The organism is Mesorhizobium sp. M1348, assembly GCF_040317925.1.
Classification (GTDB): Bacteria; Pseudomonadota; Alphaproteobacteria; order Rhizobiales; family Rhizobiaceae; genus Mesorhizobium.
This window is the reverse complement of record NZ_JAMYLH010000044.1, coordinates 1-23,984: the sequence shown is the minus strand read 5'-3', so window position 1 is coordinate 23,984 and position 23,984 is coordinate 1. Positions and strand designations below refer to the sequence as shown.

25 protein-coding genes are annotated in these 23,984 nt (G+C 60.6%); 19 read left to right on the top strand and 6 right to left on the bottom strand.

Features of this window, described 5'->3' with window-relative positions; all coding sequences use genetic code 11:
* Positions 1–174 precede the first annotated feature (174 nt).
* Together NKH13_RS33400 and NKH13_RS33395 are read right to left on the bottom strand one after the other, a co-directional pair.
* The gene (locus NKH13_RS33400; RefSeq protein ID WP_352917080.1) at positions 175–774 is read right to left on the bottom strand and encodes a thermonuclease family protein; all 600 of its coding nucleotides are present in this window, start codon (positions 772–774) and stop codon (positions 175–177) included.
* Positions 774–1,313 (bottom strand): hypothetical protein, encoded by a 540-nt coding sequence (locus NKH13_RS33395; RefSeq protein ID WP_352917078.1) that lies wholly within the window; start codon positions 1,311–1,313, stop codon positions 774–776. Before NKH13_RS33395 ends, NKH13_RS33400 begins: the two co-directional genes overlap by 1 nt.
* Here NKH13_RS33395 and NKH13_RS33390 point away from each other — a divergent pair.
* The 14 genes from NKH13_RS33390 to NKH13_RS33325 all read left to right on the top strand — a co-directional run bounded on the left by NKH13_RS33390 (position 1,313) and on the right by NKH13_RS33325 (position 15,246).
* Positions 1,313–2,260 (top strand): lytic transglycosylase domain-containing protein, encoded by a 948-nt coding sequence (locus NKH13_RS33390; RefSeq protein WP_352917076.1) that lies wholly within the window; start codon positions 1,313–1,315, stop codon positions 2,258–2,260. The two genes, NKH13_RS33395 and NKH13_RS33390, sit on opposite strands and share 1 nt — an antisense overlap.
* A 12-nt stretch (positions 2,261–2,272) precedes the next feature.
* On the top strand, positions 2,273–2,581 hold the full coding sequence (locus NKH13_RS33385) for a TrbC/VirB2 family type IV secretion system protein (RefSeq protein ID WP_352492028.1): 309 nt from the start codon (positions 2,273–2,275) through the stop codon (positions 2,579–2,581).
* Between the two features lie 5 nt (positions 2,582–2,586).
* Positions 2,587–2,895, top strand: coding sequence for a VirB3 family type IV secretion system protein (locus NKH13_RS33380; RefSeq protein ID WP_352739492.1), 309 nt, complete (start codon positions 2,587–2,589; stop codon positions 2,893–2,895).
* 2 nt (positions 2,896–2,897) lie between these two features.
* Positions 2,898–5,309, top strand: coding sequence for a VirB4 family type IV secretion/conjugal transfer ATPase (locus NKH13_RS33375; RefSeq protein WP_352917075.1), 2,412 nt, complete (start codon positions 2,898–2,900; stop codon positions 5,307–5,309).
* An 8-nt stretch (positions 5,310–5,317) separates the two neighbouring features.
* Positions 5,318–6,187 carry a hypothetical protein gene (locus tag NKH13_RS33370; protein ID WP_352739489.1) on the top strand — a complete coding sequence of 290 codons (870 nt, stop codon included), beginning with the start codon at positions 5,318–5,320 and terminating at the stop codon, positions 6,185–6,187.
* A 51-nt stretch (positions 6,188–6,238) separates the two neighbouring features.
* Complete coding sequence (locus NKH13_RS33365; protein WP_352688689.1) at positions 6,239–6,913, top strand: type IV secretion system protein; 675 nt, start codon at positions 6,239–6,241, stop codon at positions 6,911–6,913.
* Between the two features lie 226 nt (positions 6,914–7,139).
* Entirely contained in the window at positions 7,140–8,210 is a 1,071-nt protein-coding gene (locus NKH13_RS33360; protein WP_352688692.1) for a TrbL/VirB6 family protein, read from the top strand.
* A 13-nt stretch (positions 8,211–8,223) separates the two neighbouring features.
* Positions 8,224–8,955: a VirB8 family type IV secretion system protein gene (locus tag NKH13_RS33355; RefSeq protein ID WP_352688695.1), complete on the top strand. Its 732-nt coding sequence runs from the start codon at positions 8,224–8,226 to the stop codon at positions 8,953–8,955.
* Positions 8,952–9,788, top strand: a complete 837-nt coding sequence (virB9, locus tag NKH13_RS33350) for a P-type conjugative transfer protein VirB9 (RefSeq protein WP_352739487.1) — start codon at positions 8,952–8,954, stop codon at positions 9,786–9,788. The genes NKH13_RS33355 and virB9 overlap by 4 nt, the downstream gene beginning before the upstream one ends.
* Entirely contained in the window at positions 9,772–11,115 is a 1,344-nt protein-coding gene (gene virB10 / locus NKH13_RS33345; RefSeq protein WP_352917073.1) for a type IV secretion system protein VirB10, read from the top strand. The genes virB9 and virB10 overlap by 17 nt, the downstream gene beginning before the upstream one ends.
* The gene (virB11, locus tag NKH13_RS33340) at positions 11,081–12,127 is read left to right on the top strand and encodes a P-type DNA transfer ATPase VirB11 (RefSeq protein ID WP_352739483.1); all 1,047 of its coding nucleotides are present in this window, start codon (positions 11,081–11,083) and stop codon (positions 12,125–12,127) included. Before virB10 ends, virB11 begins: the two co-directional genes overlap by 35 nt.
* Entirely contained in the window at positions 12,105–14,426 is a 2,322-nt protein-coding gene (locus NKH13_RS33335; protein WP_352917072.1) for a type IV secretory system conjugative DNA transfer family protein, read from the top strand. Before virB11 ends, NKH13_RS33335 begins: the two co-directional genes overlap by 23 nt.
* Before the next feature lie 296 nt (positions 14,427–14,722).
* The gene (locus tag NKH13_RS33330) at positions 14,723–14,968 is read left to right on the top strand and encodes a type II toxin-antitoxin system RelE/ParE family toxin (protein WP_502914605.1); all 246 of its coding nucleotides are present in this window, start codon (positions 14,723–14,725) and stop codon (positions 14,966–14,968) included.
* Positions 14,965–15,246 (top strand): helix-turn-helix domain-containing protein, encoded by a 282-nt coding sequence (locus NKH13_RS33325; protein WP_006205593.1) that lies wholly within the window; start codon positions 14,965–14,967, stop codon positions 15,244–15,246. The genes NKH13_RS33330 and NKH13_RS33325 overlap by 4 nt, the downstream gene beginning before the upstream one ends.
* A 131-nt stretch (positions 15,247–15,377) precedes the next feature.
* Here the strand turns inward: NKH13_RS33325 and NKH13_RS33320 are convergent, their stop codons facing one another.
* Both NKH13_RS33320 and NKH13_RS33315 read right to left on the bottom strand, forming a co-directional pair.
* On the bottom strand, positions 15,378–17,450 hold the full coding sequence (locus NKH13_RS33320; protein WP_352917070.1) for a relaxase/mobilization nuclease domain-containing protein: 2,073 nt from the start codon (positions 17,448–17,450) through the stop codon (positions 15,378–15,380).
* 194 nt (positions 17,451–17,644) lie between these two features.
* Entirely contained in the window at positions 17,645–18,055 is a 411-nt protein-coding gene (locus tag NKH13_RS33315; RefSeq protein WP_352917069.1) for a hypothetical protein, read from the bottom strand.
* Positions 18,056–18,380: 325 nt separating this feature from the next.
* Between NKH13_RS33315 and NKH13_RS33310 the strand changes: the two genes are divergently transcribed.
* The 3 genes from NKH13_RS33310 to NKH13_RS33300 all read left to right on the top strand — a co-directional run bounded on the left by NKH13_RS33310 (position 18,381) and on the right by NKH13_RS33300 (position 19,895).
* On the top strand, positions 18,381–19,073 hold the full coding sequence (locus NKH13_RS33310; RefSeq protein ID WP_352739476.1) for a ParA family protein: 693 nt from the start codon (positions 18,381–18,383) through the stop codon (positions 19,071–19,073).
* Positions 19,070–19,411 carry a hypothetical protein gene (locus tag NKH13_RS33305; protein WP_352567064.1) on the top strand — a complete coding sequence of 114 codons (342 nt, stop codon included), beginning with the start codon at positions 19,070–19,072 and terminating at the stop codon, positions 19,409–19,411. The genes NKH13_RS33310 and NKH13_RS33305 overlap by 4 nt, the downstream gene beginning before the upstream one ends.
* A gap of 211 nt (positions 19,412–19,622) precedes the next feature.
* Positions 19,623–19,895 carry a WGR domain-containing protein gene (locus NKH13_RS33300; RefSeq protein WP_023819768.1) on the top strand — a complete coding sequence of 91 codons (273 nt, stop codon included), beginning with the start codon at positions 19,623–19,625 and terminating at the stop codon, positions 19,893–19,895.
* 203 nt (positions 19,896–20,098) lie between these two features.
* Here NKH13_RS33300 and NKH13_RS33295 read toward each other — a convergent pair whose 3' ends face one another.
* Positions 20,099–20,947 carry a thermonuclease family protein gene (locus NKH13_RS33295; protein ID WP_352917067.1) on the bottom strand — a complete coding sequence of 283 codons (849 nt, stop codon included), beginning with the start codon at positions 20,945–20,947 and terminating at the stop codon, positions 20,099–20,101.
* A 462-nt stretch (positions 20,948–21,409) separates the two neighbouring features.
* Here NKH13_RS33295 and NKH13_RS33290 point away from each other — a divergent pair, with 462 nt between their 5' ends.
* The gene (locus tag NKH13_RS33290; RefSeq protein WP_352567068.1) at positions 21,410–21,652 is read left to right on the top strand and encodes a hypothetical protein; all 243 of its coding nucleotides are present in this window, start codon (positions 21,410–21,412) and stop codon (positions 21,650–21,652) included.
* A 328-nt stretch (positions 21,653–21,980) separates the two neighbouring features.
* Positions 21,981–23,276 carry a DUF2130 domain-containing protein gene (locus NKH13_RS33285; protein WP_352739472.1) on the top strand — a complete coding sequence of 432 codons (1,296 nt, stop codon included), beginning with the start codon at positions 21,981–21,983 and terminating at the stop codon, positions 23,274–23,276.
* A gap of 188 nt (positions 23,277–23,464) precedes the next feature.
* Here NKH13_RS33285 and NKH13_RS33280 read toward each other — a convergent pair whose 3' ends face one another.
* On the bottom strand, positions 23,465–23,773 hold the full coding sequence (locus tag NKH13_RS33280) for a DUF736 domain-containing protein (protein WP_023819777.1): 309 nt from the start codon (positions 23,771–23,773) through the stop codon (positions 23,465–23,467).
* Positions 23,774–23,984 lie beyond the last annotated feature (211 nt).

The following is a 23,984-nucleotide window of genomic DNA, read 5'->3' as shown; positions in this document are numbered from 1 at the left end:
TGTCCGGCGCCCGGCTTCTAAATCAGTGGGACAGTCTATCGTTTTGGCGAGAGCCGGGGCTAATCGCGACTATTGTTCTCGGCTTGATTTCGGCGATTGCGCTTGCCGTCGCGTTCGTGGTCCGGCGATGGCCTCAGCGGGATGTCAGGCATGATCCAGCCGGCCGGGTACCCGTTATCGATTTGCCGGCGGATTCGAAGACTGACCAGCCGCGTTAGATGCGTTGCGGATGCTTTGGAGGATGGTGGCATTCGGATCAGGAACGTTGGCGAACTGCCACAGGCCAAGGTGCTGCTTTTTAGCGACCTCCTGCGCGACAATATAGGGAGCATGAACCGGAGTGCCGTTCGGAGTGATGGCCGCAAAAGCCCAACCGGTTGAGATCAGCGCCGTGCCGAGATCGATGCGAGAACCGGCTGCGGATCCTGAGGTAGGCTGTGCAACGCAAACGACGAAGCGCGTTTTGGTCGCGGCCTGCCAGGCGACCGTGTAGCACTGAGGTTTGAGATCCCGGATGAGAGACACGAGCATGGCAAGGCTTGCCTCGCCGCAATCGACATGTCCCCCTGCGCTATTTGTGAAATATGTGCCTCGCAGGCAGGCTTGAACGCCGTAGAGACGGTGGGTCTCACCGGCATAGGTCCAGGTGTCGCCGGTGCTGAACGATGCTGTGGCGGGGATCGGAAACCAGGGATTGGATTTGTCCTCGGCCAGTGCCGGAACACTGGCGAGGACGGCCGCGAGAATGCCGGCGGCGGCGAAGCCAGGTTTCATTATTGATACCTGCTCAGATTGAACCAGAACCGTTGTTTGCCGTCGGTCGTTGTGAGATCGAGATAGTTTGGCTCCGTCCTCTGCTCGCGCCGCGTCACAGCCGATGTTGGATGCGCACCGTAACCCGAGCCTCTCGGGTAAGTGCTCCAAGAGGCATTCGTCGCATTCCGCGCAGCACAGAAAGCGCCGTTGCTGTCTGGCTTGTAGACGGTTTGTGAGCGAGAGCTGTTGTCGCTTCCGCTCGATTCCGTCTCGGGCGAGACGGCGATCGTGCCGTCCGGGCAGGGTTTGAATTTCTCATATCCGATACGACCGGAACTGCCGGCCTCGGGGCACTGAGGCCAAGGCTCCCCATGAGCGACCATACGGAAAGCGCGCTCGACCGGGGGCACACATTCGCCGACGCTCGCCCAACCCTGCGGGTTGAGGATGCACAGCAAAACCTTGCAGCCAAAATCATCAGCACGGGCCGGCGCCGCCGACAGAACCGACAAGGTCGGCAAAAACGCCACAACGGGAAGAACCTTGCTCATTTTCATTGTGTCTGCCTCAATTTCGCGATTGCAGTTCATCGAGTCATTGTATTAATTCGGCATTCCAGAATCGGCAACGGCGCAGGATTATTTTAATGATTCGATCCCGCAAAACGGCACTTGCAGCGGGTGCGATCCTGGTGACGTGCCAAGGAGCGTTTGCGCAGGAAGCTACGCAGAAATTCCAGGGCAGCGTTACGGCACCTGCCGGTCGCATCGTCAATGCGGCCGTCGACGCCAATGGCCGGGTGATGTCGGCCTTTGAGGTTGGGAGCCAGGGCGTGCAGCGGGTCGGTGCGCCGGGCGACGCTGACAGCGCACCCACAACTGTGACGTCGGCCAAGGCTGACAACCCCTGCCCCGGCGTCGCTGCGCTGTCGAAGGAAGAAGGACAGCGGATCGTCGAAGCGGTCGCGCGCCAGCAAGGCTTTGCCCCGCCCCTCGTCCTCGCGGTTGCCCGGGCCGAAAGCCGCTTCAATTCCGGCGCGCTATCGCCCAAAGGAGCCTATGGCCTGATGCAGCTTCTGCCGTCCACGGCAGCGAGCTACGGCGTCAATATCTGCGATCCCGAGGATAATGTGAAAGGTGGAATCGGCTTTTTGCGGGATCTGCATCGCAAATTTCCGAACCCGATATACATGCTCGCCGCCTACAATGCGGGCGAGGTCGCGGTTCTCAAATACAAGGGCGTGCCGCCCTACCCCGAGACGGTTGGCTACGTCGCCATCGTCATCAACGATTTCTACCAATGGCCATCGGTCGGGTCTGAGGCGGTGATGCCCGCAGGGGCGGTAAGCCTTGACCTGGCCGGTGCTCAACAGGCTGCGGCCGGCGCAGCGGATCAACGAAATGATCCGACATCCCGCACCAATTCCCGCAATGGCAGCACAATGTCGTCTCGCGAAGCGACGGCGCCGGTCTGGCAGGGCGGGATGGTACAAAACTTTGACTGAGGAGAAGCTTTGATGACCTTGTGGAAGATGATTGCTGCACGCAGCGCTGGTGTGGCGATGCCGCTCATGCTCTTGGCAACGCAGGCGATGGCCGGGGGCGGAAATCTCCAGCCGGTGCAAAGCACGCTGCAGACGTTGGTGCAGACCCTGACCGGGCCGATCGCGACGGCTTTGGCGGTTCTGTTCTGCATTTTCATGGGCTTCATGGCCTGGGCGGCGCGCCTGTCGTGGTTTGTGGCCGGAAGCTGGGTCTTGGGTATCGTGCTGGTCTTCGGCTCGGCTCAGATCGTCGAATTCTTTCAATCCGCGGTCGGCAGGTGATCGGCATGGCAGACGACCGGATCGATCCTGGCGAGCCCAAATTGTTGATCACTCCGCTGGTCAAGGGCTTGACCCGAGCGCCGACGGTGCTCGGCATTCCCTATGAGCTTGCGGGGTTCATCGGCGTGCTGACGGCGGTCGTGTTTCTCGCAACCCATAATCTGGTCATGCTCTGTATCTGCGTGCCGCTCTATGCTGTTGCCAGGATCGCGATCATGCGCGATCCCATGTTCATCGAGATCATGTTCATCCGTTCGCGAAAGACGCCGCCCCGAAGCGCCAGCTTCTGGGGTGCGCGCAGTTATCGGGTGTGACCATGGCAATCGCGCGGGCTCTTCGTGATGAACTGAGTTTCGGGGCCGTGTCTCGTCGGGAGAATCCGGTTTCGGCCCATATACCCTATTCGCGGCATGTGTCCGACGAGGTGATCAAGACGCAGGACGGCATGTTGATGTCCTTCGTTCACATGAGCGGACTGTGCTTCGAGACGATCGATATCGCCGAGATCAATTCGCGCCTGCTCGGCCGCAACGATCTCATTCGGGGGTTGGCGAATTCCCGCTATGCGATCTACTCGCATATCGTGCGCCGCGAGGTGAAGCCCGCGATCGAGTCGAGCTTCGAAAACAAGTTCTGCCAAGAGCTGGACCAGCGCTATACGGCGGCCCTGCGCACCCAGCGCATGTTTGTGAACGATATCTACCTGACCATCGTGCGGCGCGAGCTGCAAGGCACGGTCGGGACGGCGGATCTCGTGATCCGCAAGCTTTTGGGACGAAGGGCTGCGGACGGTCGATCTTCGAGCGAGGAGCGGGCGCTGATCGAACTCACGGACGTGATGAAAGCCGTCCGAGAGAGCTTGCAGGCGTATGGCGCGCGGGTTCTCAGCGTCGTCAAGCGCAGTGACGTTTGGCATTCCGAGCCGCTAGAATTCCTGGTGCAGCTCGTCAATGGCGGATTTCCACGGCCGATGGCACTGCCGCGCATGAAACTCGCGGAGGCGCTAGCGACGAAGCGGCTGTTCTTCGGCCCGAATGCGCTGGAAATTCGCGGGGCGTTCCCTGGCGAAACGCGATACGGGGCCATCATTTCGGTAGGCGAGTACCCCTCCATCACGGGACCGGGGATGCTCAACCCCATGCTCAAGGTGCCGCACGAATTCATCGTGACGCAATCCTTCGCCATCATCGACAAGCCCCAGGCGCTGACCCAGATGGAGCGGGTCGGGCGCAAGATCGACATGTCGGATGAAGCCGGCTCGATCGTGGCCGATCAACTTGGTGAAGCGCGCGATGAGCTTCTGTCCTCGGAAGCGCTCTATGGTTTGCATCATCTGACGGTGCTGTGCCTTGGGAAAACCATGGACGACGTGGCGCGCTGCGTGACCGACGTCGGCACGGCGCTGACGGAGGTGTCCGCCCTGTGGGTTCGCGAGGACCTGAATTGTGAACCTGCGTTCTGGGCCACCCTGCCTGGCAATTTCGCCTATGTGGCGCGCAAGTCGATGATCTCATCGAAGAACATGGCGGGCTTCTCGGCCTTCCATAACTATCCGAGCGGCCGGACTGGCGGGGTCCATTGGGGAACGCCGATAAGCGTCCTCGAGACGACGTCGCAAACGGCCTACTTCTTCAACTTCCATGTTCGAGACCTCGGCAACTTCACTCTGAACGGTCCCTCGGGCTCGGGCAAGACGGTGCTGCTCGGCTTTCTCGCGGCACAGGCGCAGCGCATCACGCCGCGCCCCAAGCTGGTGATGATCGACAAGGACCGTGGCCTGGATATCTTCGTGCGGTCGCTTGGCGGCCGCTATGAGGTTTTGAAGGCCGGAGAGCCTTCCGGCTTCAATCCGTTGCGCCTGCCCGATACGCCGCGCAACCGGGAATTTCTCTTCCAGCTTTTCAGCTTCATGCTGCGTCGATCCGACGGACACGCTCACTCGACGCGGGAGGAGCAAGTCATCCGCAACGCGATCGCTCAGGTGGCGAGCGCGCCGACCGAAGGTCGAACCATGGAGGAGTTCGCCGAGCTGTTGCGCGGTGCGATGCGCGCCGGCGATGACGATCTCTATTCGCGCTTGCAGCCATGGATGAGGCGCGATCAGCGCGGTTGGTTGTTCAACAACGCGGAAGACTCGTTTTCGATGTCGTCCATTTTCGGCTTCGACATGACGAGCGTGTTGAGCGACGCAACGACCAGCACGGCGGCTTTGCTCTATATCTTCCATCGCATCGAGGAGCTGCTTGACGGGCAACCGGTCATGATCTTCCTCGATGAAGGCTGGAAGCTGCTGGACAATGATATTTTCAGCTACTTCATCAAGGACAAGCTGAAAACCATTCGTAAGCTGAATGGCATCGTTGGCTTCGGCACGCAGTCAGCGGCGGACATTGTGAAGTCATCGATCGCCAACACGCTGATCGAACAGACGCCGACCAATATTTTTTTCCCCAACCCGAAGGCCGACGAGGAATCGCACAGGGCGTTCGGGCTGTCGGAGCGCGAGATCAAATGGATCCGCGAAACCCCGCCCGAAGCCCGCAAATTCCTGATCAAGCATGATCAGGACAGCGTCATTGCGCGCCTCAATCTGGGCGCGATGCCTGATGCGATCAAGATCCTCTCCGGTCGAATTGAGACGGTTCAGGAGCTCGACGCGCTACGCGCGCGTGTCGGCGACGATCCGCAGGTTTGGTTGCCAATCTTTCTTGGGAGGGACCCGGAATGAAGACCATTATGGGCACGACGGCCGCCCTTGTGACGATTTTCGCGGGATCGACGGCCATGGCGGCCGTGCCGGTTTCTGACAGCCCTATTCTGTCGCAGCGGAGCGAGGACAAGGCCGACAAGGTTCAGATCAAGCTCATCCAGGAGGACACCAAGTCCGCCACGCAGGGCGTCAATTGCTCGGTAACGACACCCAAAAAGGCGCAGAACGTGAAGAGCCCGAAGGCTTCGGTCGATCCGGCGAGTGGCCGGGCGTCCTTGGAAGAGGCCAATCCGGACATCAAGGGCTCTTCGGCGTTCGACTCGACCGGGTCGGGATCGGGCGCTATCGGCGGCAATGCCGGCGAAAGGGGCCAGTTGGATATCACCGGTCAGGTTCTCGGCGGCATGAATGGCAGCATGTCAACGGTGGCCCCCAATAGGCAGTCCTTCGAGACCATGGGTCAGGATATCGGGACTGACAAAACGGTCATGGAAACCTTCGACCGCAACAGCGCAATCCGCGCCCAAGGCGGGCTGAGCTTCAACGAGGTGATCCAGGCGACAGGGTTCTTCGCCCAAGCTTTCAACGTGCGCAACATCGGCACTGCCACACTGACAAGTCGGGGATCCTCCGGCCTGGTGGTCCCCACTCCCGCGTCCCCGCCGCCTGGTTCGGGTGGCTCGACAAGCTGTCCCGGGGCTACGAGCGGCGGCGGCACGGCCGGCAACCCGTGCTGCCCGTCGACGGACGGCACATGCACGGCGCCGCGCACGACCGACACGGTTGAAAACGTCTCGCCCGTGCTTTCGCAAATCCAACGGGACGCGAATCGCGCTCCCGTGACAATGACGACCGACGAACTGATGTCGGCCATCAAGCAATATCAGGCTCAATAGGAGAAGAGGGCTATGCGTGGAATTCCGTTAACAGCGGCACTCTTGCTTGGCTTGGGCGGCATCGCCTTTGCGCAGGTGCCTACGATCGACGAGGCCAATCTGGAGCAGGCACGCCAGATTGCGTCGGCCACGAGCGAGATCCTCAACACCGACCGCAACATCATGAACTATACGCAAAAGACGCTGCAGGCCGTCACCGGCGACCGGTCGAGCCAGGCCGGCCAGCTCGCGCAGATGGCTTTGGGCAATGGCGGCTTCTCCATGGGGGAGGCGCCTTCGCTTGGTAGCGTGATCTCGGGCGGCTCGTTGTCGTTCGCCGGCCTCGGCAATGGATCGCAGGGCATCGTTTCGAACATGATCAATGGCTTGCAGCTGGTGAAAACCATTTCGGGCCTGATCAATGGCCAGACGACGCAGATGGATAAGAACTACAGCGCCCTGGTGAACGTCGCGGCCACGGTCACCGGACTGGTCGACTCCTCGCAAAATGGGGTGAAGACCCGTTCCAGCGCTTTTCAGTCGGGCGCTCAACGGATCGGCACGGCGCAGGACATCAAGGGCTCGATCGATCAGAACAGCCAGATCATGGTGCAAACGGGTCTGACCGTGAACGAGCTGATCGGCGCGGTGAACACAGCTACTGCGGCCGCCAATCAGGAAAACATCGATCGTATGAACCTGATCACCCAGGCCTCACGGGGGCTCGAATACAAATCCGGCCAATGACGGTGCGCTTTCTTCTATCAGCGGCCGCCATCATTGGCGCTGTCGCGACCTCCGGGTGCGGCCACAAGCCGCTCAAGGCTCCATGCTCGCGCGACGAGGGACCGATGCAGCCGATGGCGTTCGCGGCGCCTGAACCAAGAACAGAAACGAAGAACCCATTCGAGTGCGGTCCGATGAAGGCACTCTATAGTGATCCATCTCTGTTTCCAGGGGGGACGGCAAAAAAATGAACTTCAATGTCACGACGCTTCTGCAGCAGGTCGACAAGTTCGGCAATAACTATGTATCGCAAGCCTACCAGAACCTCGCGTCGGCCCTGACCGGCGGCGGACAGGGGGGTGTCGCCGGCCTGATGCTGACGCTGTACGTGATATTTTGGGCCATCAGCATCTGGCAGGGAACCTCGACCGGATCGGGAAAAGAGATGGTCTGGCGGCTGTTCCGCGCCTTCGTCATCTACGCTCTGGCGACGAGCTGGGGGGACTTTCAAACATATGCCTATTCGTTCGCGAATGAGACACCTTCCGCGATCGGGAACAGCCTTCTCACGAGCGTTTCGGCCAATGTGACCGGGACATCGGCCGGGCTGAACTCCGTCGACTCCGTGCAGACGGCCCTGCAAAACATCTGGGATTCGCTCGCCAATTCCACCTCCGCCTTTATCAAGAGCCTTGGCGTGTTGAACTTCGGCGGCTACGTACTGGCGGCGATCATCCTTGTCGTCGGCGCGCTGCTCATCGGCTATGCGATCTTCCTCATCATCCTGTCGAAGATCTTTCTTTGGCTTTTGCTGGCGCTCGCCCCAGTGTTCATCATTCTTATGCTGTTCGGCTATACGACCCGGTTCTTTGCCGGCTGGATAACCGCGATCGTGCAGTACATGAGCGTGCAAATTCTGGTCTACGCCTTCTGTGCCTTCTTCATCTCGATTACCCAGACCTATTTCGACGCGGTCAACCGGTCGAATGGTGCTGCGACAACGACCTTGACCGAAGCCGCGCCGCTGATCCTGATCTGCCTCGTCGGCGTGCTGCTGCTGTCGCAAATCACCAACGTTGCCGCCTCGCTCGCGGGCGGAATTGGTATTGGAACGCCTTCGTTTGGGCGCTTCTACGGCGGCGCCTTCGCAGCGATGGGCCAAGCCGGTCAGCGCAGGCTGATGGGACGCTTGGGCTGGAGCACGCGGCAGGAACGCCTAGTGGGTCGCGAGCGGGCACGCGTGAGCCTCGCACAGAGAAGGTATGAGGATTCAGCGGAATATGCACGGCTTTCCCGAAAGCTGACGGATCCCGCATAGGTTTGGGGCACCAATGAGCGATGTGAAGGAAAGCGCTGGGGGACCGGCGAAGGAAACCGAGTCTCCCTTGCCGTACTACGCGGATGCGGCAATCTGGGAAAAAGATATCGCCCGGCGCAATCGCTGGTCGCGATCTCTGGCGTGGTGTGTGGCAAGCGTCGCCTCGGTCATTGCCGTTGCAGCGGTGGGCGCGCTGATCCTCGCGCTGCCGCTCAAGACTTATGAGCCCTACATGGTGGTGGTCGACAAATCCACCGGGTTTGTCGAGGTCAAGCGGCCGCTGGCCGACGGGCCTTTGCAGCAGGACGAGTCGATGGGGATGTTCGATATCGTCCGTTATGTGAAGGCTCGCGAGACCTACGATCCGAAGGCGCTGAAGGACAACTTCGATCTCGCGCAATTGCTGAGCGCCGGCGATGCCTCGAGGGAGCTCGTCGAGCTTTTCAGCCCGGCAAACAAGGTGACGAACCCGGTCGTGCTCTATGGGCGAAACACCGTCGTGGCGGTGACCGTGAAGTCCGTGACATTTCCCAACCAAAGGACCGCCCTGGTCCGGTTCATGACGGAGGAAAAGAGCCAGGCGAACACCGTGCAGCGGCATTGGGTGTCGTTGATCCGGTTCCGCTACACCGGCGTGCCGGCAAAAAACGAGATCCGCTTTCAAAATCCGCTCGGCTTCCAGGTGCTCGAATATCGGCGCGATCAGGAGACGGCGCCGGCACCCACCGCGGAGACACCGCAATGAAGGTCGCCGACATCCTGATGGCAATCGGGCTCGGCGTTTGCGCGGTTCAGCCGGCCCTTGCCGAACAGACCCCTCGGGCGGGATCTCGTGACAGTCGCATTCGCTTCGTCTGGTATCAGAAGGACGATGTGGTGTCGGTGCCGGCCAGCTATGGCGCCTCGACCATGATCGAATTCGGCGATGACGAGAAAATCGAAACCCTCGGCGCTGGCGACGTCCCGGCCTGGAGCATCGAGCCCAACAAGAAGGGCAATGTGCTCTTTGTGAAGCCGATCGAGAAGAATGCGGGCGGGAATCTCAACGTCCTGACCAACAAGCGCAGCTATGTGTTCTTCCTCAACGGCGAGTTTCGGCCGGTTGCGCAACAAGTCTATGCGATCAAGTTCCGCTATCCCGAAGACGTGTCGGACGCGGCGCTGATGGACGAGGCCCAGGCCCGGGCGGCACAGCCGAACCGGCAGGGTTTCAAGGCCGAAAACGCCAACTCGTCCTATGCCTATAAGGGGTCGTCGGCAAATAAGCCGCTCGTGATCTACGACGACGGCGTGAAGACCTGGTTCCGCTTCGATCCGGCAAGGGAAGTGCCGGCGATCTATGTCGTCGACAGCGAGCGCAATGAGACGCTTGTGAATTATCGCCGCGAGGGCGCGTACATCGTCGTCGACAAGGTCAATTACCAATGGACGCTGCGCAATGGCAACGAAGCAACCTGCGTCTTCAATCTGAGACTGAACAATGTGAACGAACCGACCGGGCTTGAACCTTACGAGCCGCAGCGTGTCGGCGGTGGGACTGTTCGGAAAGTGAGGGGGCCTGATGCCATCTCCCAATGAGTACAGAATGCTCGCCGAGGAAGGCACGGCGGTCGCCCCGCCAAAATTCGGGGCGAGCACATTCTTCAAGATCGTGGTGCCGCTAGGTGCGGTGGTCTTCGCCGGCTGGATGATCTATGCGGCGACGCGTGCGCCAGACAAGCCGCTGTTGACGGCGTCGGATGGCGAGGAGTTTCACACCACACAGTTTCCCGCACCGGGGCTCGATACGCCGCGTCCTCAGCTTGATAACGGCACCCTGAAAATCCCGGCGGCTCCCGAGGAGCCGCCGGCGACGGTCGAGGCTCCGCCTCCCCCTCCACCAGCCTTGCAACCGCCTGCAGCTCCACCACAGGTGCAGGATGATTCCGAGGCCCGTCGTCTGGCTGAGGAAGAACGGCGCAGGCAAGAAGAAGAGGAGCGCCGCAAATGGGAGCGCTTGCGCGCCAAGCAGCTCGTCGTCGATAGCGGCGATGCGCCTGGCAGTGCATCAGCGCTCGGCGGCAATGGAGCGGATGCAGCGGCGGCCGTAAATGCGGGCGAGGGCGAGGGCGAGGAGGACCCCAATCGGCGTTTTTTGGCAAGGGCGAGCCAGAGCGGAGCGGATACATCGAAAGCCACGATGAACCCGCGCACGGACGCTCTGGTCGCCCAAGGGACGATGATCAAGGGCGTACTCGAGACCGCGATCCAGAGCGATCTTGCCGGTATGGTTCGGGCCGTCGTGTCGGAGGATGTGTGGTCGTTCGACGGTCGCAGGGTTTTGATCCCCGCTGGCTCCCGCCTTATCGGTGAATATCGCAGTGGTCTCGCAACCGGCCAAACGCGGGTGTTCATAGTGTGGACACGCCTGCTTCGATCGGACGGCATGTCGGTGCAGCTCGGCTCGACCGGCACCGACGAGCTCGGTCGCAGCGGCATGCCGGGCGAGGTCGACAACCATTATTTCGAGCGGTTCGGCTCGGCGATCCTTCTAAGTGTCGTGGGCGGTGCGACGCAATTCATCGCCAACCTTGGCAACGACCAGAATGGGTCGAACACCAACCAGGCCTACACGGACCCGCAGACCGGACAGACGGTGACAATCCAGACGCAGCCCAACCAATACCTGCAGAGCGCGCGCCAGATCGGCGCGCAACAGATTTCGCAAAGCCTCAACCGCATTGCCGAAGAGGCGCTTCGAAATTCAATCAACATCGCGCCCACGATCCATGTCGATCAGGGGTCGCGCATCATGGTGTTCGTCCGCCGGGACCTCGATTTTTCCGAGTTCTATCCGGACCCGGTGCGCGAGGCGTTGACGGAGATACGACGTGAGCGGGCAGCAAAGAACCGTCTTTCTAAATAAGGCGCTGGAGCCGGTGCGGCGCTGGCTCGACGACGATCGCGTGGTCGAAATCTGTGCAAACGGGCCTGGACTTGTGTGGGTCGAAATTGTTGGCTCGACACATATGGAGCCGTTCGACGTCCCCGAGCTCGACCGCGCCGCGATCACTTACCTCATGGAACGTATAGCGGCATCATCCTCGCAATCGATCAGCGAGGAAAATCCCTTGCTTTCGGCCGCCCTCCCCGGCGGCGAACGCTTCCAGGGCGTGCTTGCGCCGGCAACGCCGACAGGAGGCGCCTTCGCGATCCGCAAGCAGGTCGTGAAGGATATGCGCCTTGAGGATTACCGGAAGCGGGGGTCGTTCGATGCGATCTCCGTCCAGGATCCCGGCGAATTGAGCGAGACCGACAGCGCCCTTTGCGAATATCTCGACGCCGGCAAGATCGAGGATTTCCTCCGCCTGGCCGTGCGGGAACGGTATTCGATCTTGCTTTCAGGAGGCACATCGTCGGGCAAAACGACGTTTCTGAACGCGATTTTGCACGAGGTGCCTTCGGATGAGCGAATCCTCACCATTGAGGATACGCGAGAGGTTAAACCACACCAGCCCAACTATCTGCCCCTCGTCGCATCAAAGGGCGACCAGGGCCTGGCGCACGTGACCGTTGAAACGCTGCTGCAAGCCGCCATGCGGTTGCGGCCGGATCGAATCTTCCTGGGCGAGATCCGGGGAGCGGAAGCCTATTCGTTCTTGCGCGCCGTCAACACAGGTCATCCCGGATCGATCACGACGATCCATGCGGACAGCCCGACCGGTGCGTTTGAGCAGCTAGCATTGATGGTCATGCAGGCTGGGCTCGGGCTGAGCAAGGCAGAAATCATCGATTACGTGCGGTCGGTCCTGCCGATTGTGATCCAACAAACGCGCCGGGGCGGCTGGCGCGGAACTTCGGCGATCTGGTTCAACCGCATGACCGAATGGAGAGCCGCCAGAAAGGTTCCCCAGAATGTCTCGCGTATTCGCTTATAGGCTTCTCCTCGGCCTCATCGGCCTCGCCGCCTTCTTTGCCCTTTGGAGCCTGGCCTACGAGCTGGTGGCGACATGGCGGTGGAATCCCGCGCTGCCCTCTGAAGGCGCCTCGCGCTGGGGGCTTCTAAAATACCAGAACGCGCAACGCAGCCTAAGCGGCCTGTTCGTTGCCTGGCAGCATTTCAGCCAGCGCCTGGCCTATCATCCCACGCAGGGCGAGACGATCATCCGGGGCGCGATCGCGGTCGCGGTTGTCGTGGCGATCGGCGTCGGCCTGATCTTTGCAAGCCTGATCAACCGCAAGCCAAAGCACTACGGCAATGCGCGGTTCGGCACGATCATGGACGCCGAAAGGAAAAACCTGCTGGCAAAGCAAGGCTTGATCCTCGGCAAGATGGGTGGGGCGACGATCCGCTCGGACGAGCCCGCGCACGTCTTGGTGGTCGGGCCGACCCGATCCGGCAAGGGCGTCAGCTTTGTCATTCCGAACGGTTATATGTGGCGAGGATCCTCGGTGTGGTTCGATCCGAAGCGGGAGAACTTCGACGCGTTCGGTGCGCACCGGCAGGCTCTCGGCGACAAGGTCTTCTTCTTTTCGCCCGGCGAGCAGGATTCGCATCGCTATAATCCGCTGGATTTCATCCGGCGCGATGCGCGCATGCCGACGGACTGCGCGGTGGTCTCCTCCTTCATCATCCCCGAGGCGACAGGAAGTTCCGAGATCTGGGCGCGCGCCGGCCGGCAGCTGCTTTCGGCCATGATCGGCTATGTGCTGACGTCACCACGCTATGAGGGGCAGCGTCATTTGCGCGCCGTCGCGATGCTTCTTTCGACCGGCGTGGATTTTCTCAGAGTGCTGACGAATATCCGCAATGAGGAGGAAAAATATCTGCCTTCGTGGGTCGTGCACGGGCTCAACCAGTTCATTGCGCTGGAAAAGGAAACGCGAAACTCGGCCTACTTCAACCTGACGGCGGCTCTCAACCCCTGGACCAATGATCTCGTTGCAGCCGCTACGGCGTCGACCGATTTCGATATCTCGAAGTTTCGCAAGGACCCGACGGCTCTCTTCATCGGCTGCTCGGTGGCGCAGCTCGACGTGTTCCGGCCCATCATCAAACTCCTGGTTCAGCAAATCCATGATGTGCTGATGGCTTCCTCACCAGGCCCGGACGAGCCCTATCAGGTCCTGGTGATGATCGACGAGTTTCGGCAGCTCGGCAAAATGGAGTCCATCGTTTCCAAGCTGGCGATCAACGCGGGCTATGGCTTTCGCATGGTCCTGATCCTGCAGGATCTTGCCCAGCTTGACGAAGTCTATGGAAAAGCGACGCGGCACACCACGGTGACCGCGTGTCAGGTGAAGCTTTTCATCCGCATGAACGACGTGGAGACCTCGGAACATGTCTCTGTAATGCTGGGACCGACCACGATCGAGGTGCCCACCCCGATCATCAGGGCTGGTCAAGGTATATTTGGGGCCCGAGACAAGAGTTTAAGTTATCAGGAAAGGCCGTTCCGGACGGCGGCGGAGCTTCGGCAAATGCCGGCGAAGCAGGCCGTGGTTCTGGGCTCGAGCCCCCCTGGTTTCATGGTGCGCAAGATCACCTATTATAAGGACGCTCCCTATAAGGCGACCTATCAGAAATTTCGCCACCGGCGCTTGAAGGTTCCGCCTCTCTCACGATGGCAGGATCTTCCGCTGCGCTCCATGGCGGAGGTCGAAGCGGCGGCTAACAACGCGCCGGCGGCCCCTTTCGAGCTGGGGGAACCTGATACCGTCGAAGCGTCGGCTTCGGGCGATACAGCCTATGCCGATGCGGTGCCGCGTGCGACTGCGGCTGAAAGGGCTGATCCCATCGCGTTAAAGCCGAAAGTAAAGAGCGACAGCGCGGACGCACCACAGGTGCTGCTAAGCTCAGGCCTTTCAACGGGCGGTGAGGCTGAAGCAAAGAGCGAGGTCGCCGCTGAAGTTCCGGAGTTGAAGCCGAAGCGGGCCGATCAGACGGCTGATGATGCGCCGCGGCCGCTTCCCACGCTTGGCCGGCGATCGGCGCCGGCAGCGTCAAAGACGTCCGACCCGAGTGCGTCTGAAGGCAAGGCGAGTGTCTTGCAATTCCAAGTCCGGCCGGGAAACAAGTCCACGTCGATCGCCGCGCTGCTCGCATCGCTCGATCAGGAAGTGGAGGCCGGCGCTCGTTCCCTGTCACCGTCAGTGGATAGCGGAGATGTCGACGGGCTACCGTCAGCCGCTCTTGAGGCGCTGCAGGATCAAATTAGACGTCACGGCGATCGCTAGGACGTGAAATTCAGTTGAATACAAATGAGCGATTTGTGCCTTCGGTGCCTATGTCGAGTGAGAACAAGACGAAGCGTCTCTAATCCGATGGCGGGCGCATCGAACCGTTTCGTTGCGCCTCCCGGTTCTTGGTGGGGACGTGAGTTGATTGCTGGTCCGTAAAACGCGATTGATTTTCACTCTACCCAACATGTATCAAAATCGATACAGTGCACCCCGATGAAGGTGATTGAATGGCTTGGAAGCAGCCGGGCGGATGTTCGAGCGTTTCCTGACGATGCGCGGATAGAGGCCGGCTGGCAGCTCGAACTTGTCCAGCGCGGCGACGATCCCGACGACTGGAAACCTATGCAGATCGTGGGGCCGGCGTCAGGGAAATCAGGGTTCGGGAGGCATCGGGAGCGTTTCGCGTCATCTATCTGGCGACCCTAGAGGACCGCGTTTTGGTGCTTCATGCGTTCCAGAAGAAGGCACAGGCCACATCCAAGAAAGACCTCGATCTGGCGGCTCAACGGCTAAAACGATGGAAGGCAGAACGATGAACGTAGAAATCTATGAGAACGTCTGGGATGCCCTGGCGGACACCGAACAGGAGGCAGCAAACCTTAAAGCGCGCTCGGCGCTGCTCTACGAAATCCGTAAGGCAGTCCAGCGTTGGGGCATTCCCCAGGAGGAAGCCGCCAAGCGGCTCGGCCTGACGCGCCCTCGTATCAATGATCTGCTGCGCGGTAAGCTCGCCAAGTTCTCGCTTGACGCGCTCGTCAACATCGCCGCCTCCGCTCACCTGGATATAGAAATCCGGGTGAAGGAGGTTGCATAATCACGAGATGTCTAATCCTCGTCCTTCCTCGGAGTACATCCGCGTTTGGACGCGAGCGTGTGCCGAACGGAGCCCCTGCAGCGTCCGGCTTAGGGAACAACGAGCCCACGCAGTGCTGCGTGGCGAGGCAACTACTGCTTTTGCGGCTTCTGTGAATCCGGCTCTTCGCCTTCGACTGGAGCGGTGTTGATGCTCCTCGACTGCAGGCGCTGCAGTTCTTCGAGCCGTTCGCCTTTGACGATCTCGGGATCAAGCCGCTCGTTAGGATTCTGTGCCAATGATCGCGCGGCTTCGCTTGCGGCTTGTGCCTCGCGCGCTTCCTTCGCGGCGATGCTTTCGGCGTTGCGCACCATTTCGCGGTCTTGCGCAACCTGCTCAAGCGAGGTCGGATCAGCCGATCCGGCTCGTTCGTCGCGGATCTCCTGCTCGATGGCGCGATTACGGATCTCGCGAGCGCGATCGGCCTCAAGCCGCTCAGCGGCCTCGATTTCCTGGGCGCGATGGATCAAAGCTTCGGCGCGCGCTCCGGCAATCCGATGGGCCTGGTCTTCGCTGACATGCGTGACGCCGCCTTCCTGCAGGGATTTGAGATCCGTCCGGATCGCCAGCAGTTCCATGGTGGGCGCTGCGCGCCGTAAGAACTCCGCTTTCGTCTGGCCGTTCATCATGGCCGCTGTCTTGTTAACGGTCTCGTTGATCTGTTTTAGGTTTTCCCGCATCTGGTCCGCGGTGGCATCTGAACTCATTTGAACACCCTTTCCATCTCGAATAGCGACCACAACAGTACCGGATCGGGAAGCTTGCGTCATCCGAACAATGAATTGACTCGCTATCGCGTTATCCGGCCGGGAAGCAGCAACCGAGTGCCAGTCCCGAAGGCTTGCCTGGGTGGCCTGCAGCTGGCGCGCCGAAATCGGAATCTTTATCGGGTTGGCCCTCGCGTGGTCGATCCGCTGGCGGGCTTTCTCGATGACGTGCGGGTTTGCACGGGCGTAGGCGCGGTCACGCGCCTCCCTGCCCGGCCGCGGCTTTTCGGCCGTGGCCACAATCGCCTTGTCGCGCGGGCCATAGCTTTGTGATGACGCTCGATAGGCCGCGGAGGTCGCGACGATTTTCATGCCCTGTGCTTGTGCGTGCTGGGCATAGAGCGCGCGCCATTCGCGAAGCTGGGCCGGACCTGGTCGCAAGCGCTCACCGTCCTCACCCTTCACCGCAACGATGGCGTGGACATGAATATGACCGCCCTCCTCGGCCATGTCGGCATGCATGCCGAAGGCGAATTTGTGATTGGGGAACTGCTCATGCAGGAACCCACGTGCGGCCCTTACCAGAGCTTGCCTGTCCTCGCCCGCCTTGGCCGACAGGATCATGTGCATGGTGTCGCGAGGCTTGTAGGAATTCAGGGTCTTGTCGCAGGACTGCGCGGTCTGCCGAATCGCCTCCTCAGACGCGATCGCGGCGCCGTCGGCGCCGATCGCCGGTCCGTCATGGCTAAGGCGCGCGAGCTGGAACACGACACCGGCTTTGCCGTGGCTGGGCTCCCCAATTGGCTTCACCGAAACGGTATCCTCCTTGACCCCAAGCGCCTCGGAGATCCGCGAGGCGATCATGGCCCGGGTCGGTGCCGAGAACTGGCGATCCTGCTGGCGTCGATCCGAAAAGTGAAACCGATGCTTCACCTTGTCGTCCCCGTTCTCACCCCGCACGACGCTGTGTCCGGCCATGGTCGCGACGACGCGCGCGACGCTCGATCCGTCCTGCAGTGTGTCGATACGATAGGCGAAACCGTGGCCGGCGAAACCTGCCTGAACTGCCTGTGAAAGGCGCTCGGCATTCTCCTGCCCTCCCAGCGAAAGCCGAAACGTCGCCACATCCTCGCTCTCCCGCCGCTTGTCGAAACCCTTGCCCCACTGTTTCATTTCCTCGGCAACAGCTTCCTGCGTTGCCAGGATACGCGCGTCATGCGTCTCGAGCGCGACGCCCTCCTTCTGGATATATTGACCGATGGCGGCTGCCCTTGTGACGCCATGCCCGTAGGAAATCACCTTCAGAACGGCCGGCTGATACCCGGCCGCCAGCTTGTCGGCAGCGGCCCTCGGCGCAGGTCCGCCGGCAAGCTTCCGTCGCTTCGCTGGCAGGCCGAGGTTTAGGCGCCCGGCTTTACCGCGCGGCGGCTCCAGTTCCCCGGGAGACGAGCGCGGCACGGCGGGTTCCGGTGGCTGGCTTGCCCCGAGACCGCCCTCCCCCTTCCGGCCGCGAACCGTCTTGAACAACGCATCATCGCCATTTCCAGCAAAGGACAACAGGGCCCAACGCCGGCGCTTGCGGTTCTCTTCTTCAAAAGCCGCGCTCGCGCGAATCCGATCGGCTATGGCCTGTATAGAAGACTGGTCTAGGTTCACGCGCCCTCACCATCCAGCAGATGCGCCGCCTTCCGAAGTTTCAGGCCATGGGCGATCGTCATCGCCGTCAATTCGGCGTCGACAGCTTTCACCCTCTCATCCAGCGCTTCCCATATCGGCAACGCCGCCTCCATGGGGGCAGCGTGGCCGGAATGAATGGCATGGAGAAGCTGGCTGAGGTTTCGGCCGACCATCCGAACTTCTGAGGCCAACGCCGCGACAGTGCGTGAATTCTCAGCTGACAGAGCGGGACCGACATCCAGGCTGGCCCGGATAATGCGCCGCAACGTCTCCGCTCGGTCAAGCTGGAACACCTTGCAGGCCTCATCCAGGAGCGCGCCCGCCTCCGGCCCAATATCGATCCGAGAGCGCTTTCGGGTGTCCTTGTGGGCGGCGCTGGTGTCCAAAAATTCCTCGCTATGGCGGATGGGCCTCACGTCGAAGACGGTCCAGGTCGAAGCGAAGCGACGACCTGCTCAGCCAATTTGGACCCAAATTGCGTATCTTGTCAATTCAATATGAAACATTATACTGACTCACTGACACATTAATGCAGAGCCGATCATGCATCCTGGGACATTGCACCGATGTGCAAATTCATATTATCACACAGGCACTTATGCGCCTCGGCACTTTGTTGCATCGGCGCATAGTCATAATGCAAGAAAGTCACTTTGGCGCCAAATCGCCTATGCGCCTTGACGCCAAGGTACGCAACATTGGGAAAAAACAATGCCGGAACAACGCGCGGTGCAAATCACAGTGGCCTCTCCCAAAGGCGGGGTCGGCAAGACCATGACCACCATCCTGCTCGCGGGCGAATTCGCCGCCGCCGGTCATCGGGTGACGGTGCTCGACACCGATCCGCAACTGTCCGCGGTGGAGTGGAGCAAGAACAGTCGCCGAGCCGGGTACGCGCTTTCAAACATCGACGTCATCCCCATCAGCTCGACCGACGACCTGATCGATCGCCTGGCGCAATCCGACGCCGAGGACCTGCTGCTGGTCGATGTGCAGGGCACGGCCGTGGCTGCACTCGGCCCGGCCGTCGCCAACGCCGACTTCGTGCTGATTCCGACGAAAGCGCACGTCTTCGATGTCAAGCAATGTCTCGGTCTGATCCGGCACATCCGCTCACTTGGAGGGCGCCACCGCGAAATTCCCCACGCGGTGATGCTCAACATGGTTTCGGGGATCGAACACAACACGATGGCCTTCCGCACAGCGATCCAGCTGCTGCGGCAGGCCAACGCAAGCGTGCTTGAGACCTTTTTGTCGCAACGGCCGACCTTCGCCTCAATCGCAACCGCCGGGACGCTTTACGAAGTCCAGCCTATGAACAAGGCCGTGCAGGACGCTCGCGACCAGACGAATGCCCTGACCGCCGAGATCATCCGCAAACTGAACGGAGCCACCCCGCAATGAACGAGAAAAGCGATCGGACCGCAAACCAATTGCCGCTGCCCGCCTTGAAACCGCGTGCCCGTTCGGATGATCCGTTCTCGCGCAACATGGCTGCCATTGTGGAATCCAGCATCAGCGAAACCGACAACCTGGAGCAGCAGACGAGAACCCAGTCTGCCAGAGCGGCGAAAGCGAAGCTCGAAAGGCCAAAGACAGACGGCGAGACAGCCCGGCTGCACACACGCATTCCGGTCTCGCAGATGATCGAGCTGCAGGTCCATTGCGCGCGCAACAGAACAACCATGCAGGAGGTGGTGCAGGGCTTGATAACGGAATTCCTTGCTCGGCAGCCGAAGTAGCCAGACGCGCTATCAGCGTCGATTTTCGTACGACCGACCGCCCAGGACTCTGGCCCAACGAGGATGGCTACATCTCTTCGGGGAAGGCCATCAAAGACGCTGCTGAGCGACTGACGTTCGGTTCCATCCATCATCAGAGTGAATCGATCCGCGTCCGCTGATTCAAACCATTCATTGGACGCGCGCGTCCGGCTGCGCGATTCTGTCCGCAATGATCGCGCAGCTCTATCGCCTCTGTATCGAACGCCGCGACGCGGATCGGAACATGGCGCGCTTCTATGCACTGTCGATCGAGGAGACCCTGTTCGGCCAGACCTGCCTGGTCCGGCGTTGGGGCCGGATCGGAACCACCGGCCGCACGGTACAGCACTCCTTTGATACCGAGGGCGAAGCCGTCGCCCTTTTCCTCGAGCTGCTGCGCGCCAAACGGATGCGCGGCTATCAGCCGCGATCCGCCCGACGCGCAGAAGCGATCCCGTCTTGATACTAGCCGGTAGAGTGACGGGAGCCAGGTTTTGGAACAAAGTCGCTCGTGTACGCGGCGCTGGGCGCGATGTCGCCAGTCGTGAAGTCAGTGATCTCGACGCTGCCGCATGCTCGCACTTTCGGGGCCCTGCCGAAGCACTCACCGTTCCCACGGCCCGCGCCAGCGCAGTATAAAAGCAGGGCAACACCTGCCCTTGTGGCTTAACGCTTTGCTTTGCGCCAACCGGCGGCCACCGCCTCTTCGTCGCTGCAGAACCACCGCTCTCCCTTGCTGGTCGATATGACGGTGCGATCGTAATACTCTTGGCCAGGCATGTGATAGATGTGCTCACCACGGGCGTTGATGTTGCCCTTGATGTTGCAGGCACCGGGCGATGCAGCGAGCAGGGGAGCGATCGTCGACCGCTGTTCGTTGTCAGCGCGATGGTCGGCACCCCAGTCCCAGGGCGCTTCAAACGTTCCTGCCCAGATGCCAACCCTTGCTGCCTTGGCCTTCTCCTGCAGCATGGCGTAGGCACCTTGGCTGTATTTTGGCCAATCAAGAGCTTCGCCGTTCTCGACCATCCAGGCGGCGACGCTGGCACCATCGGCCCGCCTGCAATTGCCGACATAGCGGCCGTACCGATCCCATGACACAAACGTGCACTGGGTCGGTCGCGAGGCGGCGAGAAAGGCATCGAGAGCGGCGGCGGACTTCGCGCCACATTGATAGTGGAAGCCGTTGGCGTCGTCGCACTGCTGTGCTGACTCCGGTGCATCGATACCATTGAAGCGAATGCGCTGGCCATGGATCTCGATGGTGTCGCCGTCGATCACAGATGCGACCCCAGAAATTGCTACCGGTCTCGGCTTGATTACGTTCTGCAGATTGATTTCCGGCAGCGATCCGCTGTTATGCATGACAAACTGCGTCACCAGAGCGGAAGCCGCAGCCACGGTCACGAAGACCAGTCTCATCGGCACGCTGGCCCAGCGGCGTACGAGCGAGCGTCCTGCGCCAGTACGCTTGCGCAACGAGCTTGACCGATCATCGTAGCGGGATTTATCCAAGCCCCTTCTCCCCGGCGAAAGAATGCGCCCAAAATACTCACAAAGTCCAGAATCCTATCGGACCCGCTCAACGGCTCGCTTGTTATGAAATCGAAGGCACGTTGCCTATTCTAGGAGCTGTCATGAAACGGCTTCTATTCGCATCCGCCATGTAGGCCTTGTCTGCGGGCCCTGCATTTGCTCAGTCGAGCAGCACTATGTCATCTCTGCGAGCGATTGACGACGTTCTATCGAACGATCATTCCGCATATGAGTTCGAGGCCTACCAGAGGTTCAGATGGACGTGTTTCTTCGCGCCCAAGGGCACGAGTTCAACCGAGCAAGGCCCATAGAGGTCCTTCACCGATCCTGGTGCCGTTCCACCGGATGAACGCCTCGTCAAAAATATAATCGCATTAGCGGAAGTAAATTTCGACTGTTTCGGCTTGCCGCAAATTAGGGTCTCGGTGGCATAACTCGGGCATGACTATCGGGGTGCTGGCAGGAAGACTGATGCGCGGGCGTGGATGGATCAAGGCGTTGCGTCAGGACGATGCCCGACAGGTGCGTGCGCACATTGCCGAACTGGAGCGCAACCTCATTGCGACCACACCTCACGGGCGCAATCGACGTTTCGACGCCGGGAATGAACTTCGTATTGCGAAATCGCGCCTGGAGCGTCTCGAGGAATGTATCGCCGCAATAGCGGAGAAATGTGGGCGTTAGCGGAAGCTCGCTGCTTGCCGAACAGGCCGAAGCCGCAGCGAGGATTCCGGCAGCCCTGCCGGCGACAGGGCTGGGTCAGCCTCAAGCGATGTTTGATTTCATTCTCGGGTCAAGTTCCCGCGGATTGCCGATCAGATCGCAAAAGAGAAACAGTCATTCGTAGAAGACGGCGGATTCACCGTGCCGTTTTGCCGGGAATTCGACGACGAAATCGGCGTTCCGTCCTTACGCTGGGGATAATACCAATGTTCGCTGTTTGTTCTTTTCCAAAAGCGGTCGATAATATATAGTCTGGGTCTACATCAGCCCTCAGTGAGTCAGCCCGCCAATGACTGTCCAGCCCAGGATTCTCAATGAACCGACAATCAGCTGCCCAAGCTGCAAAACGGAGATCAAGCTCAACGAGTCGCTTGCGGCGCCGCTGATTGCCGCGACTCGCGAGGAGTATGATCGGCGTTTGGAGCAGAGCAACGCGTCAATGGCGGCCCGGGAGGAAGAGCTTAAACGTGAGCGGGCGGCGATCGACGCCGCCAAAGAGGACATCGGCAACCAGGTCGCTGAGCAAATCAAGCTTGAGCGTGCCGCAATCGCGGTCGAGGAAGCCCGCAAGGCAAAATTGCTGCTTTCGGTAGATCTGGAGGAAAGGGATAACAAGCTTGCCGAGCTGGAGGTAACGTTGAAGGCGCGCGACGAAAAGCTCGCCGAGGCCCAGCAGCAACAGGCGGAATTCCTGAAACAGCAGCGTGCACTTGACGATGAAAAGCGCGAGATGGCGCTGACAATCGAAAGGAAGATCCAGGAGGGATTGGACGCCGTTCGCGTAAAGGCTAGGTCCGAAGCCGAAGACGGCCTCAAAATGAAGGTTGCCGAAAAAGAAGAACAGATAGCCGGCATGCAGCGCCAGATCGAGGAGCTGAAGCGCCGTGCGGAACAGGGTTCTCAGCAGCTGCAGGGCGAGGTCCTCGAGCTTGAGCTCGAGTCTCTCATTGCCAGCCGGTTCCCGATGGACACCATCGAACCGGTCGCCAAGGGCGAGTTCGGCGGAGATGTCCTACACCGCGTGGTCGGACCCGCCGGCCAGCCATGCGGCGCCATTTTATGGGAATCGAAACGCACCAAGAACTGGAGCCAGGGCTGGCTTGGGAAGCTCAGAGGAGATCAACGAGCCGCGAAAGCGGATATTGCGCTGATGATCTCGGAAGCGTTGCCTCCCGGCGTGGAAACCTTCGATCTTGTGGACGGAGTTTATGTCGCCCATCCCAAGTGTGCGATCCCGATCGCCATCATGCTTCGGCAATCCCTGATCGAGCTGGCGAACTCCCGCCTCGCCCAGGACGGCCAGGCCACAAAAATGGAACAGGTCTACGGCTATCTGACCGGTCCGCGCTTCCGCCACCGTGTCGAGGCGATCGTGGAGAAATTCTCGGATATGCAGGAGGACCTCGCCAAGGAACGCAAGGTCACAACACGCCTGTGGGCCAAGCGCGAGGCGCAGATCCAAGGGGTGATCGAGTCGACTGTCGGCATGTATGGTGACTTGCAGGGCATCGCCGGAAAAGTGATGCAGGAGATTGAGGGGCTGGATGTGCTGGCGCTTGAAGCCTCTTCGCCTGAAACTGAATAGGAGACCTTCAGGTCGGCCAAGGCGATCAGGACTCCTCAAAACGACTGAGCCCAACTGAGACGCCACCAAAAGACGGGATCCGAGTCCCTGCTCCGCAGCCATCGCTTCCTCACGCTTTCTCGTTCCGCCTGCGGCTGGTTGGGAACAGCCGAAGGCCCCGCCTTGCGGCGGAGCCCTCGTCGAGGCGATCAGTCCCGGTTGGGGCGAGACCAGATCAGCTGCAGGCCTTCCTCTCCTTCCACCTCGATCAGGGTAGCGTAGATCGGAGCGGGGAAGCTCGGGTCGTCCAGCTTGACCGAGAGATAGTCGCGGCCCTCGTTGGAGACCTTCTGCCAGGCGGCTCCGAGATCGACGCTACCCGAGTAGACGCGGAAGTGGGGGCCTTTGTCGGAAGGGTTCTCGACGCGGATCAGCTTGGCTTTGACGTTGAGGTTGAGGGTTTTGATGGCTCCGGAAAAGCCGTTGCCGTTTGAGGTGAATGTGCCGATGGTAGCCATTTGTCGTCTCCGTGAGTTTCTCGGGCCGCGACCACCGCGACCTCGATGGCGGTCGATGGACCGGAGGCGATCGGCCCGCACCCACCGGGGTGGCCCCCCGGGGGGGCGGCGGGGGGGGGGGGGGAAGGGGGTTCCCGACCGCCCCCCCCCCCCCGGAGCCCCGGCGGGCGGAAAAGGACCCCCGCCACACTAGGTGATTAAAAAAAGAAGC

Bases quoted from the DNA above. Each gene is read 5' to 3' on its own strand.
- NKH13_RS33355 (WP_352688695.1), top strand. From the start codon at position 8,224: ATGAGCGATGTGAAGGAAAGCGCTGGGGGACCGGCGAAGGAAACCGAG.
- NKH13_RS33310 (WP_352739476.1), top strand. From the start codon at position 18,381: ATGCCGGAACAACGCGCGGTGCAAATCACAGTGGCCTCTCCCAAAGGC.
- NKH13_RS33290 (WP_352567068.1), top strand. From the start codon at position 21,410: ATGACTATCGGGGTGCTGGCAGGAAGACTGATGCGCGGGCGTGGATGG.
- NKH13_RS33325 (WP_006205593.1), top strand. From the start codon at position 14,965: ATGAACGTAGAAATCTATGAGAACGTCTGGGATGCCCTGGCGGACACC.
- NKH13_RS33395 (WP_352917078.1), bottom strand. From the start codon at position 1,313: ATGAAAATGAGCAAGGTTCTTCCCGTTGTGGCGTTTTTGCCGACCTTG.
- NKH13_RS33385 (WP_352492028.1), top strand. From the start codon at position 2,273: ATGACCTTGTGGAAGATGATTGCTGCACGCAGCGCTGGTGTGGCGATG.
- NKH13_RS33285 (WP_352739472.1), top strand. From the start codon at position 21,981: ATGACTGTCCAGCCCAGGATTCTCAATGAACCGACAATCAGCTGCCCA.
- NKH13_RS33360 (WP_352688692.1), top strand. From the start codon at position 7,140: ATGAACTTCAATGTCACGACGCTTCTGCAGCAGGTCGACAAGTTCGGC.
- NKH13_RS33300 (WP_023819768.1), top strand. From the start codon at position 19,623: ATGATCGCGCAGCTCTATCGCCTCTGTATCGAACGCCGCGACGCGGAT.
- NKH13_RS33280 (WP_023819777.1), bottom strand. From the start codon at position 23,773: ATGGCTACCATCGGCACATTCACCTCAAACGGCAACGGCTTTTCCGGA.
- NKH13_RS33375 (WP_352917075.1), top strand. From the start codon at position 2,898: ATGGCAATCGCGCGGGCTCTTCGTGATGAACTGAGTTTCGGGGCCGTG.
- NKH13_RS33335 (WP_352917072.1), top strand. From the start codon at position 12,105: ATGTCTCGCGTATTCGCTTATAGGCTTCTCCTCGGCCTCATCGGCCTC.
- NKH13_RS33305 (WP_352567064.1), top strand. From the start codon at position 19,070: ATGAACGAGAAAAGCGATCGGACCGCAAACCAATTGCCGCTGCCCGCC.
- virB10 (WP_352917073.1), top strand. From the start codon at position 9,772: ATGCCATCTCCCAATGAGTACAGAATGCTCGCCGAGGAAGGCACGGCG.
- virB9 (WP_352739487.1), top strand. From the start codon at position 8,952: ATGAAGGTCGCCGACATCCTGATGGCAATCGGGCTCGGCGTTTGCGCG.
- NKH13_RS33380 (WP_352739492.1), top strand. From the start codon at position 2,587: ATGGCAGACGACCGGATCGATCCTGGCGAGCCCAAATTGTTGATCACT.
- NKH13_RS33400 (WP_352917080.1), bottom strand. From the start codon at position 774: ATGAAACCTGGCTTCGCCGCCGCCGGCATTCTCGCGGCCGTCCTCGCC.
- NKH13_RS33370 (WP_352739489.1), top strand. From the start codon at position 5,318: ATGGGCACGACGGCCGCCCTTGTGACGATTTTCGCGGGATCGACGGCC.